Genomic DNA, 14,893 nt, shown 5'->3' with positions numbered 1-14,893 from the left:
AACACATCTGGAGTGTTGCAAATCAGTTAGCTACCAGTGAAGTTGGGGTGTTGCAAGATACAAGGACTGCCCCCGGTAATGTTACAAAAAGTTTCAGGTTTAAAAGTTAAGGGGCGCAGCATTCAATAACTTACCGGGCTGTTGGCTTTTGGCTATTAGCTGCTCATACAGCCAACCGCCAAAAGCCAAAAGCCAACAGCCAACAGCCAACAGCCAACAGCCAACAGCCAACAGCCAACAGCGGTATATTATGTTCTGCTGCTTCCCTAAAGGCTCAAAAGGGAGCTTTCAACTTTTAAACCTGAAACCTTTCAATATCCCACCGTGAGAACTGTGTTCGTTTCTGGATTTTGAGCATAAATGCCAGCTTATAATCTGATGACAAAAAGCACACACTGCGTCTATACTCCCTCTATGAAAACCTTCAACTGGAATGCTGACAAGAATCAGCAACTCATCGCAGAGCGTGGTAAGTCCTTCGAAGAGGTTGTTTTTCATATTCAGAACGGCGACCTGCTGGACGATATAGCCCACCCCAATAAAATGGCCTACGCTCATCAGCGGATTTTTGTGGTGAACATTCTGGGCTATGCGTGGCTGGTGCCTTACGTCGAGAACGAAACAGAGGTTTTTCTGAAAACCATTATTCCGAGTCGGCAATTTACGAAACGTTACCTGGGAGGTGACTTATGAAAAATAACAACCTTGACCACGAGGAACAGAAACTTCTGGAAGCCGTTGAAGCTGGTGAGTTTGAATCAACATTGACGCCTGCCAGAAAAGCCGAGCTTGAAGCCATGGCAGCCAAAACGTTCACAAAAGACAAGCGCATCAATATCCGTATCACCAACCGGGATCTGGATGCCATTAAATCAAAAGCACAGAAGGAAGGTATTCCTTACCAGACCCTGATTTCCAGCATTATTCATAAATACATTTCCGGCTCCCTGCAGGACGTAGCCACAAAATAAGTTAAAGGTTTAAAAGTTAAAAGTTCAAAAGGGAGCTCTCCACCTTTCAACTTTTAAACCTGAAACCTTTCAACAACCCACACCACAGCCAGAAAATTTGACAGGCTGGTGCATCCTGCTACGTTACATGTAACGTAACATGAAACATAGCAGGTCGTTTATGCCAAATGAACATCACTCAGAGAGTGCACGGCAAAGAGTAAAACGTCATCGAGATGCGTTGCGTGAAGCAGGGTTTCGGCCAGTTCAAATCTGGGTGCCAGACACCCGGCAGGAAGGCTTTGCTGAAGAATGCAGGAAACAATCCGCCAGTTTGAAAAATGATCCTGAAGAAATGGATACCCTGAACTGGATTGAGCATCTTTCAGATGATGAGGGTTGGACATGAGGCGTGGAGATATTGTCACTGTTGCCATTAAAGGAGATTATGGAAAACCCCGTCCAGCCCTGGTCATACAGTCAGACCTGTTTGAGCAGCACCCATCTGTAACCATCTTACCCATCACCGGTGAAATTCGGGATACCCCGCTGTTCAGGTACAACGTATATCAGGATAACGATAATGGGTTAACCAGGCCCTCACAAATCATGATTGATAAAATAACCACGATAAAAATAGATAAAGTTGGCAACCCTATAGGGCAACTCAGCCCAAGACAGATGACAGAAATTACCCGCCTGGTAGCTCTTTGGCTCGGGATCGCGTGAACCGCCATAAAAGTTTCAGGTTTAAAAGTTTAAGGTTCAAAAGAGGGCTCTCGACTTTTCAACTTTTAAACCTGAAACCTTTCAACAACCCACCCCATAACACTGATCGACTACGATGCAGGTGAGCTAGACGAGGAGTTAGACAACCTTGGCTAGCCAAAGCAAGTCCCTTATTATTGCTGACAGCAGCCCGCTTATTGCCCTGACACAGGGGGCCCTGGGCACAAGTTGAAAAGTTACAGGTTGAAAAGTTCAAAAGGGGGCTCCTGACTTTTCAACTTTTCAACCTTAAACCTTTCAACAACACAGCCCCAGCTGTGTTTCTATCGGACCATCGTTTGAATTCTTCCAGATTCCTGAAGCTGGATTTATGCACGATGCAAGAACTGACCCCGACGTTCAGGCTGCATCGACACTAACAAGCTTTCCAGCCTTATCCAGTTTTTCATGCAGACTGGTCGGACTAAACTCAAGACCGTTAGGCCAGCACAAAGCCCCCAGCTCCAGAAAAAAGCGACAAAAGTATTGCTCATCTTCCAAAGGAAGCGTCATGGGCGTTTTTTTAGCCAAAATCGGTGAAAAGTCCATAACTCCATAGGAACCGTCAGAAAAAGAAAGCCGAATCTCCTGGCTACCCAGCCACTTGGCCTTGTTGAGCTTAATCATAATCTGCACCCGGAATCCGCTCTAATGGCTGAAGGTCTATTGCTCTTTGCCAGTTATTCAACAGAGCATTCTTATGTTCACCGCACCACTCAGACACAAGCCTGGCAGCTCTCTTAGGCAGGTGGCCTTTAAGAACAGCACCTCCTTCGATACCAACCAGAGCTTCAAAACCCTGATATTCAACATGAATATGCGGCGGTGGGTGATCATCGTGGTACATTCTGATGTAAATTCCAAAAAAGGAAGAAATAACAGGCATCGCACATACCTTCAGACTAAAACTACATTCTTATGCCCGAAACAACGTGCGTCAACAACAAACCTCTAAAGAATTTCAGCCGCAAGGGTATGCCAAGAATCAATGGCAGTACTGATTTATGTACGATGCAAAAACTGACCCCGACGTTACGCTTAAGTTGAAAAGTTACAGGTTGAAAAGTTCAAAAGGGGGCTCCTGACTTTTGAACTTTTCAACCTGTAACCTTTCAACAACACAGCCCCAGCTGTGTTTCAGGCTTTCTACCCTTTTCTCTGATGAGTCACATATTCATCAAGCAACTGTCGTATCATCTTCTGGTACTGCATACCATATTCTTCAGCAGCCGACTTGAAATATTCAACACTATCAGTACTCAGAGTTATTGTGATTTTAGTACTATCATTTTTTAATTTAAGTTCACTCGGGGATGGCAGAAAATCAGCTACCAGCTTAGTGTCGCCTATGGGTTCATCAGTGTACTGAATTTGCTTGCTCATAAAGCTTTTTTCCTTTTCTTCAGTAAGGTCTGACCCCATTCACTGATCAAACTGCGTAATAGCGCTCACGGTTTTCAAAGCAAAAACTGGTCGCCAGAGGAATTGGCTTTTTGCAATTGTTAGCCGCTTTTTCAAGACGAACAATATTATGCTTTTCCAGTGATTTAAGTGTTCTTGACAAGTTGTTATCTTTTCTTCCTGTCAGGTCAGACAACTCTTTAATTGACTCCGGCTTTTCTTTTGCCATCAATCGCAACAGCTCTATGTTTTCGTTAGAAAGCAGCTGTGCCGCTGCCTGAAAGGATTCAAACCAGATTTTGGGTTCACCACGGGCAGGTATGTAATGACCCTTTGCAATAGCCAGCAGTCTGGCTTTGTAAGCCTCTTCAGGCATAATGCCGATTTTCATCACTTTGTTCATTTCTCTCCCTCCAGCAGTAAGCGAACAGTAAGCGAATCGTTTGGTCCACACCCGTAGTATCGGGCTTAACCTGCATGACCTGTATTCGAATCTTATAGCCTTTGTCGTCGGTATATTCCTCACCATTCAACATCAGAAGGTTCTCAAGCCCGCTATTATTATTCACTACATTGAACCCCAATTTCAGAGGCTGTGCGTCTGCACCTTCCTTTGGAAATTATTGTTAGGTGCGGGTTACCTGGTGGGGAGTCTGGACAAGATGGCAGACAGCATGTCTTCGATCTTGTCCAGCCGTCTATCTTGCTGGTCAAAGCGTTTACGGCTCTCTTGCTGGTTAGCATCGACTTTACATTCAAGCTGGTCGAAACGATGGTCATGCTCTGACTGGTGTTCTTGTACTTGCTTAACATCCTTGCGACTATCCCCAAGCAGGCGTACAACATCAGTCAGGGTGTTGAGACTGTGATCGGAATCGTTCTTTGCACTGGAACTCATTGGCTACTTCGCCAGTAGAATAGTTAGGGGGTACAGCATAGCAGAGGGTGGCACAAAGACACGTAAACTATCACTCACTGATAGGTTCAATGTAGTTTGTAATGAGAAGAAAGCAACAATTTTCTGAAGTCATAGAAAGGCTGAGGGAGCTATTCTCTTAAGTTTAAAAGTGTCAGGTTAAAAAGTTAAAGGGCTCTTCACCTTTCAACTTTTCAATCTTAAACCTTTCAACAACACAGCCCCAGCTGTGTTTCTATCGGACAGTCGTTTGAATTCTTCCAGATTCCTGAAGCTAGATTTATGCACGATGCAAGAGCTGACCCCGGATTCCGGATTCGGAGCAAAAGGCAGAAGACGGCACAGATGAATGGCATCTATCAGCCATGCTGATATATCCTCTTATTAGAAGTTAACAACCAACAAGTGAGAGTTTGACATCCTCCTCGCCGTAAACGACGAGGATTCCTACAGCTAGACGGCAATGCCCTGCCGCAGTGCATCCCTTACCAGTGGCGGGACACACCTTATTCGACAATCTGCTCTACCTTTCGGATTGTTAAAAACACGGGCAGAGAGCGGAGGTATTTTCTTTTCCTGTCTTGGCAGCGAAATCGCTAAAACATCCAAGACGAGAAGAAGATAGCACAAGAGGCTTGCTTCGCAAGCTGAACTTACATCCCCTCACTAAAAGTGGGGTTTTACGTTTGGAGTGATAATGGCAGTGGCTGAACCACTCAATTTTTTAGAGCCTGACGCTTACCTGGAAGTGGAACAAAAGTCTGATATAAAACATGAATATGTTAATGGACTTACCGTTGCCATGGCAGGTGCCAGCCGCAGGCATAACCTACTTACTCTAGCCCTCGCTTCAATGCTGCGAAGTCATTTACGAGGTACTGGTTGCCAGACATTTGCCAGTGATATGAAAGTCAATGCCAGCCACAAAGGCAATAATATTTTCTACTACCCGGATGTAATGGTGAGTTGTAACCAGAAAAGCAACAATAACTATGTTGAAGACCATCCACAAATCATCATTGAAGTGCTTTCACCATCCACTGAAGCCAGAGACCGGATGGAAAAGCTGGCAGCCTACACTGCAATCCCCGGCTTGAAGGAGTATGTCCTGGTGCATCAGGACAAAATAGCCGTGGATATTTACCAAAGCACCAGCGCAGGTTGGGAAGTTATTCGCTTAACCCATGAGCAGGAAGTTGCTCACCTGGTCTCCATAGATTTCTCTGCCACCTTGCAGGAAATCTATGGGGATGTAGTTGGTGTTCTTTGACATCCTCCCCCACCTGAGTCGGTGGGGGATTCCTATCAGGCGGCTACTCTCTCACGATTTTGCCGAGGTTCCTGCTTCATCACAGGTTCTAACGAACCTGCTCCACAGGCTAACACGCCATGTCCTGACGCTAAGATATTTTTTGCAGCATTCACATCAGCATTTTCGGCATGGCCGCAAGCACATCGGACAGTTGTTTGAATTCTTCCAGACCCATGATGCTGGATTTATGCACGATGCAAGAACTGACCCCGCGACACTGGATAGTTTTAGATAATAGTGGATTATTGCTAACTGTTTTTAACCCCAATTTCAGAGGCGGTGCGTCTGCACCGCCCTTTGGAAATTATTGTTAGGTGCGGGTTACTTGGTGGGGAGTCTGGACAAGATGGCAGACAGCATTTCTTCGATCTTGTCCAGCCGTCTATCTTGCTGGTCAAAGCGTTTACGGCTCTCTTGCTGGTTAGCATCGACTTTACATTCAAGCTGGTCGAAACGATGGTCATGCTCTGACTGGTGTTCTTGTACCTGCTTAACATCCTTGCGACTATCCCCAAGCAGGCGTACAACATCAGTCAGGGTGTTGAGACTGTGATCGGAATCGTTCTTTGCACTGGAACTCATTGGCTACTTCGCCAGTAGAATAGTTAGGGGGTACAGCATAGCAGAGAATGGCACAAAGACACCTAACCTGTCACTTACTGATAGGTTAGGTGTAGTTTGTCATGAAAAGAAAGCAATAGCTGTTTCCAGCTTTCCAGCCTTTAACCTTTCGGCAGCAAAGCTGGAAGTCAGTCCGAACCAAATAAGTCTCGCATGTAAACTTTGTCAGCCACACCAGCCAGTTCTTCCACCATCCGGTTGGCGGCAAGCATATCGGACAGTTGTTTGAATTCTTCCAGACCCATGATGCTGGATTTATGCACGATGCAAGAGCTGACCCCAGTTCTCTAAACAAATCTCATCGTCACAAAAACATTTCAATTTTCTTGTATATTTTCTCAATCAAATCTATAGCTTTTTCATTTGATAGCCATGTGGCAGATGGCAAACTCAACCCTTTTTGATCATTTTCTGCAAACTTGGGAGTAACCAAAGCGTCTTCATAGCAAGAGTAAAAATTGTTATTCAAAGCATTATATACAAAAGATGACGCTAGAGAATATTCTGTATTATTTTTTGAAATCAAATCAATCAATTCATCTATTTCATTTCTGTCACCTGCTTTCAACAACTCCAAAAAAGCAGTTCTGACATTTAAACCATTCAGCTTACCGCAAACCTTGGCCTTACAATTTAACTGCCTTACAATTTCAACAGCTTCATACCTCATTGAGTTGTTAACTCTTTTTTTGCTAAATTCTAAACCATCAATACTGAAATCTATTTTATTTATGAAGAAATCAAATATATCATAATTGTTTCTTATTACGTAATCATAATCAATTATTCTTAATTTATTTTTACCAAATACAGAAGCATAACTATCTAACACTAAGCAATGATTTAAAATTTTACTGCCGAATGGTCTAGATATAGGTTCAACTATGTATTCACTCCATGTCTTGCAGCTACCATGCTTAACATCTTCTTGCCAGTTTGAAAACAATACATCTTGATATGATCTTTTGAAATAATAAATTTCAAATTCGTGGTCTCTAAAACTGTCTTTAATCAACTGAATATTTTCAATTCCTAAGCGATCAAAATTTTCACTAGAAATAATAACATTCCCATCAAAACTATCTATTTCTTCTTTTATGTTTTTTAATTTATACGTTTGTTTACACGAGAAAGCTTCTGCCAGTTTGTGATGCCCATATAAGAATTCCTGGCCAGCTTCTGGATATAAATATCCTTTTGCTTTAAGGGCATCTCTGTTTTCAACCAAACACTTTTGTATATATGTTGAAGCTGTTTTATGTGGGCCAATATGCAGTATTAATTTGTGTTTCATAAAATTCAAATACATCTTAACTTTTGAGACTTAATAGTATTTATTTTACTAGCTCAAAGAACAATTAATTAAAAACCAATGACACTGACATAAGCTCAAAAACAAAAATCCAGAGATGATCAGATTTGGATAAAAGAAACATTAATCTAATCATCTCTGGAAAATAGTGAGCTTGTAAATAAAAGGCTTTAATTTTTTTGGTACACAGCTGGCTTAGCTAACGCAGACCAAAGCCCGTGAATGGTAAGGTATCTTCACTTAAGTCAGTGCCATCAAACCAAAAGGGAACAGCTAATAACTCAATACTAACAAAGTTGTCTCTATGAAGTGCGAAGCATGTAGACCGTTTACTCTTTCTCACAGCCATACTGATAGTAGTACACTGTCACCTAGTATAAACCCCAACAGCCTTAAACATCTCCCTAAACCTCTCCTGCCCCTTAACAAAAGAAAACTGCTCTTTCGCCAAAGTCATTGAGTTTTCAGAAAGCCTGCTCCAGAGCTGTTCGTCTTCATAGCCTGCTTTAATGCAATCAACCCACTCATCAGGTGTTTTTGCCATCAGCGCACTGATTTTATGACTCAGCCCGGTAGCTTCTGCTGCTACATCAGTCAGAACCTGTGGTGTGCCATAGGCCATCGCTTCAAGTACTTTACCTTTGATACCCGCACCGGATAACAGTGGAGCTACAATCAGGCGGTGGTTATGGAATACATCATCCAGATTTTCAACAAAGCCTTTAACTACAATATTTTCAGATTCCAGTGCTTCGACTTCTTCACTGGGATGGCTACCATAGATATAGAATGTGATATCCGGCATCGCTTCAACCAGCTTCGGCATCACTTCTTTCGCAAAGAATTTAACCGCTTCTACATTAGGGTGGTGTCGGAAGCCACCCAGGAACGCAATGCCTTCACGTTCGGCAAATGGCTTACCAGCTGCTTTTTCATCCAGTACCCAGGGGCATTTGAAAATATTACCGCCCTTGAGCAGGTGTGACATGATCACCGCATGTTCCGTCTCGTTATAAGACAGAATGGCATCCACTTTGTTCATTACAGCCAGTTCGTCTTCCCTTGTTTTCAGAACGCTGTCAAGGTCCTTATATTCTTCGGTAAGGGAAGCTCGTAACTCACGCAGGAAGTGCAAATCAGCATTGTTAAAGACAATTTTTGCCTGACTTCTGGCACGAATATCATCAATGTACTTTTCAGCTACTGAGTAACGGGTAATGTAGACCGTATCGAATTCACTGATGCGTTTTTCGATAACATCAAATACCGAGGTATAGAATGGAGCATACAGCACTTCAATGCCCATTTTTTGCAGCTTGTGGGACAGCTTGCCAAAATGCGCCATATTCTCCGGAACAAAAGTGACTTTAAAGCCCAGAGACTGAAGCAGTTTCATTTCCTGGACGGCAGCGTAGCTACCCGCATCGGCATCAGCGTCAGGTGTCGCATAGTCAATAACCAGAACACGGTGGTCGATATTGCGGTCTTTCTGTAAATGAAGATCAACACCTTCCTGTCCATTACCCTTATAGGCATTGAACCACTTAGCCCGGAATTTCCCTTCATTGACAACCTGGTAACGCTTTATTCCTTTCGTCAGGTCACGGCCATTGCTCTGGCCTTCAAAATGAACCACCTGGGAATGGGGTGTATAAAGCGTCTGATAACCAGCATCTCTGACTTTGAAGGCAATATCAGTGTCTTCATAGTAAGCCGGTGCCAGCTCTTCACTGAACCCTTCCACTTCCAGCCATACTTCAGTAGGCAGGCAGAGCGCAGCACCGCTCAGGTAGTCCGCTTCACGAACATAGTTGAACTCAGGTGCTATCGGATTACTACCATTACCAACGTTCCATGGCTGACCGCTACCCCAGATAATACCGCCAGCTTCTTGCAGGGAACCATCCAGGTTCAGCAGTTTTGAACCCGTTAAGCCAACCTTTTTACGAACGACATTGTTACTTTGATAAGGCGCAACCAGTTCATCAATCCAGAAGGAAGTTACTTCAGTGTCGTTATTCAGGAAAATCAGGTAATCACCTTTTGCATACTGTGCAGCATTATTACAGCTACGCAGAAACAGCAGGTTTTCTTCGTTGTGTACTACCCGGACATTCTCAACAATCTCTTCCAGCCTCTGGGTATCATCGGTAGAACAATCGTCAGCCACAATCACTTCATAACTGGTTTTGTTATAGCTCAGAATGATGGAAGCAATAGAGTGGTAAGTCAGCTCCAGCTTGTTATAGGCAGGGATAATGATACTGACTTCAGGGTTTTCAAACTTTGGCAGGCAGAGTTTCGGAAACTTTTTGCGCCCGTGCCAACCCTGTACGACAAGGTCATGAGCTTCCTGTACATCTTTAATGGTTTGCTCAGACTCACCATTCGCAATCGCTTCCAATTGATGGCGCAGAGATTCATAGCGATGCTGGGAGGCAGAAGAAAGCCCGGTGAAGCCTGGTTCTTTATAGCTTCCTTTCAGGTACTCCCATGGAGTCTGAATAACGTCGAGTTTTCGTGTATCGCGCCACAAACGGAATGGGAAGTCATTAACGCCAACAGAAATGAGGTGTACATTACCATCAAAAATATCCATTGGCAGTGGAATGGCAAAGCTGTTATGACCCGGCTCTACCTGTAGTGTAAAGTCAGCAATCTGCTTATCTTCATCATAAATCAGTACTTGCTTTTCACCACTAAAACGCTCAGAGACCAGGTCGCCAATCAGATGACAATTTTCAAAGCGCTCTACGCCACACCAGAACAGCCCATCTTTTGCCTGAATGGTAAGGTTTGCGCCGTCTACTTTCCTGCCCGCTTTAGACAACACTTTAATATCTTTTTCAAAGCACTGTTTAGCGCTATCATCCAGTGAAATGGTAAAGCCATGCTTGCCATTCCCCATACCAGCCGCTTTCAGATCTTCACGGTAGATGCCGGTTTTTCCGCTGGCGATGATGTTACCGTCAACTTCAATGGCAAATTCTTGCTCGACGTCCGGTGCCTCTGTATCAAATACCCAGCCGCTTAGGAAACTGCCTTCCAGTGAGTCCAGGTGACCTTTGGTCTTGTTGCAAACTGATCTGTTTGGTTTCTGTAACATTCTTCTGGACTTTTCTCTTAAAGAACTGATTGAATTTATCATTTTCTAATGGCTGTGGGTTTGGGGCTGTAAGGCTGTAAGGCTGTAAGGCTTTAAAACTTTACAGCTTTATAGCTTTACAGCCAAAAAAAGACGCTACCGCCCGTCGGTGGCAGGAAGCAAATATCCGAAACAGCTGAGTCAAATTTTGCAGGGAGGTTACTCCTGAATGAATTTTCTCAAAACTGCGGAATGTACGAGAGTTATGTGTATTTGACTGGCTTGTGTTCGTTATATCTGGGGCAATAGCCTGATGAGTTCATCTGCCTCTTGTTTTTTTTGTCAAACTTTAAGAAATGTCAGGTACTCTTCCGGTATACCACAAAAGATAACGTTCTCTTCTTCGGTAATGGTAAAACGCACATCACCGCCATTACGAATAAGGTGATTGTACATAGGCGCTATGTAGTACTCACCACCGTCCAGAGTTTCAGGGCTGGCTGAACTCATCTCCTCAAAAATCTGACAGAAGTCTAAAGCCTTTGACCAGGCATATAGCCCTGTGCAGCAGTATTCCGAAAGCTCTTGCTTTTCAGCAGTCAGCTTTACTTTATCACTACCCGATTCAACGGGAACGACATTGCTCCAGTTTTTTCCTGCACCTATAAACGTCTCCAGATAACCATCAACCGATGATTGATTTGAAAAGACCGGCATAGTGAAACCGGGCCTGAACGTGTCAATGTTGAAAATTATTAATGACTCATCCATCTTGACCTGAGCTTTCTTCAAACCAAGGTATACCGTCTCTGCCTGCCCTCTTGTTGGATGATCAAGCGTTACTATCTGATAGTTCTTAATCCCCAGCTTCTCGCACTCATCACGTATAAATTGCTCTGTTTCCTTTACAGGTAAAGCAATAAAAAGAAATTCTTCAGTCGAAAAATAGTTTGAAAAACTTTCAGTCGCATGCTGAAACAGCGTTTTACCTTTCGCTTCCAGCATGTATTTGGGTTTGTCGTAACCAGCTTTGGTGAATCGGCTGGATAAACCAGCCATTGGCATTACAATCATACACTCGCCTCAAAATTGAGCTTATCCATATCCTGCAACTCTACATACAAGCGAAGTGCATTCGCGATCATAGCCAATTGCCCCTGTGGCCGGTCGAAGTGTAATGGCAGCATAGAAAGAAACAGGTGAATCGTAATCGCCAGCACATAGCGTTCAGTGGCAGGAGACTGTCCAAAAACGATGTGACGATAGATTTCCTGTATTGGAGCAACACGCTTCAGATCAGGGAAGTCAAGAGAATAGTTACCTTGCGAAATATCTGCGTCCAGTTCAAAACGGTTGGCAATGATCAGATCGTATAGCCCTATCACCGAGTGATGCAGTTTTGCAATGTCGTAGCGTGTATCACCGTATATAGTCAACTCACCATCGTTATCAATCCCCCTGGGATCAATAAGCTTGATAGATTGCACTCGCGGATCATACAGAATATTGCTGAAACAGAAGTCACCATGAGAGATGCCAGTAATAGATTCATCAGCCTCAGGGATCAGTTCAGAAGTACGCTTTGCAATATCAACCAAAGAAGGCACCTTGATACCGTTTATGGTTAATGGTTTATGAATATCAAAATCAGCCTGCTCTGCAAACTGATTCAGTCGTGCATTCGTTTTCGGCAGATAGAGGTTTTCAAACTGCTTGTAATCAACAGCTGTATCAGGTTTGTGTCGTCTGAAGTGTTGATTGACATTAATACATGAACGGAAAATTTGTCGCCAGCCGTTAGCAGGTAACTCCCCGAAAACGAATAAATCATTCAGCGGCAACAGATAGAGATATTCAAGAGAATAACCCGGTGCCTCTGTGTCTGTTTTATCTTCGATTAAATGGGGGGTATAAATTCGTAAGCTGCCCGGTAAAGAAGAAAACCAGTTAGCCTCTGCTTTCATCTTGGCACCATTGCTGCTGGCCTTGGTGACGGTGCGTGTCGTCATCCTCATTTCATTGAAAGCACGCTGAGTGGTAATCAGGGTTCTTGACTGAAAGAAAGTATTAATATGCCCAAAATCAAACCACTTACCCGTTTCCTTTCCTGCAAGGGGTGTCTTCTCGCTGTAGTGCTTTAAACCTTGTATAAAGTCACCCTGGCTTTTGACTATGCCTTGTATAAACTGATGAGGTTTGCTGAAGGCAAAAAAACCGGACACGACCCATTCACCATCGCCCGCCCAGGAATCCTTAAAAAACCTTTGATTAAATGGGCCATTTGATGCAGTAGCACGGTGATAAAAGCCCTGATTTTCAGCGACAGAGACAGTATCAAGCTGGTTAAAGTCGAGATCATAAATAAGTGTGTCGCCGTGTAAAACCTGCAATTTATTATATTGCTTACCGGTACAGTTCCAGCAATATAAGATCGACTCACCCAGTGTCAGATTTTCAGGAACCTCGATCAGGCTAACATCGTGCTGCCTGAAGAACTGCCGGTCAAGATCGTTGATAGCATAGCCCGCCGGTATCGAAAGATATATATCACCATTCGCAGAGGCCAGTTGTTCCAGCTGAAGCGTAAACAGCCGTTTGTTACCTACAGGTAAAAAAGAAGGCGGCAGCCGTCCAATTTCCGCACTCAGGTCGGCAGATACATAAGCGCCGGAGGTAATAAGAATCATGCGTTACCGCCATCTTTATAAGGGTTTTCTTTTGCCAGCAAAGACTGGATCTCTTCGTAGCTCATAGAAGCGAACTCTGATGGCCGGATAGCCTTGTCATCAACATAGAAGCCATCGAAACCGCACCAGGGTTTCCCTACATGAATTTCATCGTAAGGAACGTCATGCTTTTCCAGCCACGCAATAATGCCAGGGAGGGTGTGGATATTAATTTTACCAACGTTTCCATCGTAGGTTCGCATATTGCGGCTGGTATGGATGACTATTGAAAAACCCTGTTCTTTATATTTTTTGCACGCTGCAATAATATCCTGGTTGGCTGGTTTGTTATCATAACTCTGCGCTGAATCGTGGGTGATTGTGCCATCAAGGTCAATTACTATCTTTTTCATCATTTACTAAAGCCCAAGGACCTTTTTATACTCTGCTACTTTATTTACAATACGCTGCCCGTTTGGTCTTATCTCTTTTGCTTTATTCATAAGCATAAAAGCAGTCTCATAGGCACCTTGTTTTTCCATCTCCAGAGCTTTATCTCTCAACAAATCTGCAAACTTAGCTGGTAGCGGGTATAGATCCCAGTTATCTTTTGCCTCAGACCATAAACCATTCAAAACAAAATGTTCAATATTCCTTTCAAAAAACGTTTTAACAAAAAAACTTTCTTGTGAAATATAGTTTATGTTTTTATCAAAATTGTCGGTTATTTCTTCTTTAGCTATGACTGATTCAACTTTATCAATGGTTAAATTTAGATTAATTAAACAATCTGCTAAATCCGAGACATAGAAACGATATCTATCATTATTTTTATTAAAATTTGCTAACTCAGAAGCTTCAGCCAAAAGCAGTGCTCTTAACTGACTGCGGTAATCAGGTTTTTTTTTGTATTTCATTGATAACAATGTATAAAAAGAAATTCTCTTATACTTGTCATCAATAAAGTCAGGAATTTTTTCTAGAGTCAAATCCTCATAGGAGGAGTACAGTTTTCCTAGAAAAGAATTATCTTTGCAGGCTTCTGACGCACTGATTTTATTATCAGGTATGCTAAAGCCACCGAAATTTATATGCGTAGGGCGCTTTGATTTTAAACCCTGCTCTTTTAAATGAAAAAAGAGCTCACTGTGTATCCCGCTCCATTTATTAGAAAGGCTTTTCGAAAACAAGGAAGTGTAAACATCCATGGCATAGGATGAGCCATAAGCCATAACATCATTGGTGAAATTAACTCTTTCAGATAAGGGTAGAAAAATACTGCTTTCTTCAAAAGTTTTATCACTGATTGATTTAATTATACTGTCTGGATTGATGTTAATCATCATATCCGGCCTTAGTACTACTACACAATCAAAATGGGTGCCTTGTGTACGCTCAATCTTCTTTTTTATTTCATTACATCGCCAGCGTTTATAAAGCATCTTAATTGAATTTTTATCATGCCTTAATGTTTTAAATTCTAAATCTAAGTTATCTTTTTCAATATCTATGATTGCATTTGGAAATAACTCTGACAACTCCCCTTTAACAACTCTCTTATCTGACGATTCCAAAGAATTAAAAAGATTTGGAAAGTTTTTCCAAAAACCAGTACCATAAAAATCAACAGGAATTACTTTAGAAATATCATTATCAAAAATTCGTAATATTTGGTTATAACCTAGAGCTCCGTCAATTTTTGTTGATAAGTTTTCCCAGAGACTAAATATTAGTGTTACATTCAAACTACTTGGGAGTTTAAGAAGTTCTTTGCTTAGGTGCTTGAGTGAATTAATATCATCTCTGACCTGACCACTAACACAAATACATAAATTCATTTACAGTATCTCTAATAATATTGT

The 14,893-nt window shown here is 42.6% G+C and carries 19 protein-coding genes; 5 read left to right on the top strand and 14 right to left on the bottom strand.

Annotated elements, in window-relative coordinates:
• The first annotated feature begins 414 nt into the window (after window positions 1-414).
• The 4 genes from NX720_RS11710 (at window position 415) to NX720_RS11695 (ending at window position 1,679) form a co-directional block, all read left to right on the top strand.
• Entirely contained in the window at window positions 415-693 is a 279-nt protein-coding gene (locus tag NX720_RS11710) for a BrnT family toxin (protein WP_262601291.1), read from the top strand.
• Entirely contained in the window at window positions 690-971 is a 282-nt protein-coding gene (locus NX720_RS11705; protein WP_262601290.1) for a CopG family antitoxin, read from the top strand. The genes NX720_RS11710 and NX720_RS11705 overlap by 4 nt, the downstream gene beginning before the upstream one ends.
• 160 nt (window positions 972-1,131) lie before the next feature.
• A complete protein-coding gene (locus tag NX720_RS11700; protein WP_262601289.1) occupies window positions 1,132-1,359 on the top strand; it encodes an antitoxin MazE family protein in 228 nt (75 codons plus the stop codon).
• The gene (locus NX720_RS11695; RefSeq protein WP_262601288.1) at window positions 1,356-1,679 is read left to right on the top strand and encodes a type II toxin-antitoxin system PemK/MazF family toxin; all 324 of its coding nucleotides are present in this window, start codon (window positions 1,356-1,358) and stop codon (window positions 1,677-1,679) included. The genes NX720_RS11700 and NX720_RS11695 overlap by 4 nt, the downstream gene beginning before the upstream one ends.
• A 399-nt stretch (window positions 1,680-2,078) precedes the next feature.
• Here the strand turns inward: NX720_RS11695 and NX720_RS11690 are convergent, their stop codons facing one another.
• The 6 genes from NX720_RS11690 to NX720_RS11665 all read right to left on the bottom strand — a co-directional run bounded on the left by NX720_RS11690 (window position 2,079) and on the right by NX720_RS11665 (window position 4,017).
• Window positions 2,079-2,345 (bottom strand): DUF2442 domain-containing protein, encoded by a 267-nt coding sequence (locus NX720_RS11690; RefSeq protein ID WP_262601287.1) that lies wholly within the window; start codon window positions 2,343-2,345, stop codon window positions 2,079-2,081.
• Window positions 2,338-2,604, bottom strand: coding sequence for a DUF4160 domain-containing protein (locus NX720_RS11685; RefSeq protein ID WP_262601286.1), 267 nt, complete (start codon window positions 2,602-2,604; stop codon window positions 2,338-2,340). The genes NX720_RS11690 and NX720_RS11685 overlap by 8 nt, the downstream gene beginning before the upstream one ends.
• Before the next feature lie 260 nt (window positions 2,605-2,864).
• Window positions 2,865-3,101 carry a BrnA antitoxin family protein gene (locus NX720_RS11680; RefSeq protein WP_262601285.1) on the bottom strand — a complete coding sequence of 79 codons (237 nt, stop codon included), beginning with the start codon at window positions 3,099-3,101 and terminating at the stop codon, window positions 2,865-2,867.
• 46 nt (window positions 3,102-3,147) lie between these two features.
• Complete coding sequence (locus NX720_RS11675) at window positions 3,148-3,522, bottom strand: HVO_A0114 family putative DNA-binding protein (RefSeq protein WP_262601284.1); 375 nt, start codon at window positions 3,520-3,522, stop codon at window positions 3,148-3,150.
• Window positions 3,488-3,688, bottom strand: coding sequence for a hypothetical protein (locus NX720_RS11670; protein ID WP_262601283.1), 201 nt, complete (start codon window positions 3,686-3,688; stop codon window positions 3,488-3,490). The genes NX720_RS11675 and NX720_RS11670 overlap by 35 nt, the downstream gene beginning before the upstream one ends.
• 68 nt (window positions 3,689-3,756) lie before the next feature.
• Window positions 3,757-4,017: a hypothetical protein gene (locus NX720_RS11665; RefSeq protein ID WP_262601282.1), complete on the bottom strand. Its 261-nt coding sequence runs from the start codon at window positions 4,015-4,017 to the stop codon at window positions 3,757-3,759.
• 721 nt (window positions 4,018-4,738) lie between these two features.
• Between NX720_RS11665 and NX720_RS11660 the strand changes: the two genes are divergently transcribed.
• Window positions 4,739-5,305: a Uma2 family endonuclease gene (locus NX720_RS11660; RefSeq protein ID WP_262601281.1), complete on the top strand. Its 567-nt coding sequence runs from the start codon at window positions 4,739-4,741 to the stop codon at window positions 5,303-5,305.
• A gap of 363 nt (window positions 5,306-5,668) precedes the next feature.
• On the opposite strand, the gene NX720_RS11655 is transcribed toward NX720_RS11660, so the two are convergent.
• From NX720_RS11655 to NX720_RS11620, 8 genes are all read right to left on the bottom strand, one after another.
• Window positions 5,669-5,929, bottom strand: a complete 261-nt coding sequence (locus NX720_RS11655) for a hypothetical protein (protein ID WP_262601280.1) — start codon at window positions 5,927-5,929, stop codon at window positions 5,669-5,671.
• 167 nt (window positions 5,930-6,096) lie between these two features.
• Window positions 6,097-6,231, bottom strand: coding sequence for a hypothetical protein (locus NX720_RS11650; RefSeq protein WP_262601279.1), 135 nt, complete (start codon window positions 6,229-6,231; stop codon window positions 6,097-6,099).
• A 41-nt stretch (window positions 6,232-6,272) separates the two neighbouring features.
• Window positions 6,273-7,262 carry a hypothetical protein gene (locus tag NX720_RS11645; RefSeq protein WP_262601278.1) on the bottom strand — a complete coding sequence of 330 codons (990 nt, stop codon included), beginning with the start codon at window positions 7,260-7,262 and terminating at the stop codon, window positions 6,273-6,275.
• Window positions 7,263-7,647: 385 nt separating this feature from the next.
• Complete coding sequence (locus tag NX720_RS11640) at window positions 7,648-10,386, bottom strand: glycosyltransferase (RefSeq protein WP_262601277.1); 2,739 nt, start codon at window positions 10,384-10,386, stop codon at window positions 7,648-7,650.
• 321 nt (window positions 10,387-10,707) lie between these two features.
• Complete coding sequence (locus NX720_RS11635; protein WP_262601276.1) at window positions 10,708-11,439, bottom strand: glycosyltransferase family 2 protein; 732 nt, start codon at window positions 11,437-11,439, stop codon at window positions 10,708-10,710.
• The gene (locus NX720_RS11630) at window positions 11,436-13,052 is read right to left on the bottom strand and encodes a hypothetical protein (protein WP_262601275.1); all 1,617 of its coding nucleotides are present in this window, start codon (window positions 13,050-13,052) and stop codon (window positions 11,436-11,438) included. Before NX720_RS11630 ends, NX720_RS11635 begins: the two co-directional genes overlap by 4 nt.
• Window positions 13,049-13,447: an HAD hydrolase family protein gene (locus tag NX720_RS11625; protein WP_404831068.1), complete on the bottom strand. Its 399-nt coding sequence runs from the start codon at window positions 13,445-13,447 to the stop codon at window positions 13,049-13,051. Before NX720_RS11625 ends, NX720_RS11630 begins: the two co-directional genes overlap by 4 nt.
• 3 nt (window positions 13,448-13,450) lie before the next feature.
• Window positions 13,451-14,869 carry a hypothetical protein gene (locus tag NX720_RS11620; protein ID WP_262601274.1) on the bottom strand — a complete coding sequence of 473 codons (1,419 nt, stop codon included), beginning with the start codon at window positions 14,867-14,869 and terminating at the stop codon, window positions 13,451-13,453.
• Window positions 14,870-14,893: the final 24 nt, after the last annotated feature.

This window comes from Endozoicomonas euniceicola (assembly GCF_025562755.1).
GTDB classification, from domain to species: Bacteria; Pseudomonadota; Gammaproteobacteria; order Pseudomonadales; family Endozoicomonadaceae; genus Endozoicomonas_A; species Endozoicomonas_A euniceicola.
This window is presented reverse-complemented; position numbering and strand designations above follow the sequence as displayed.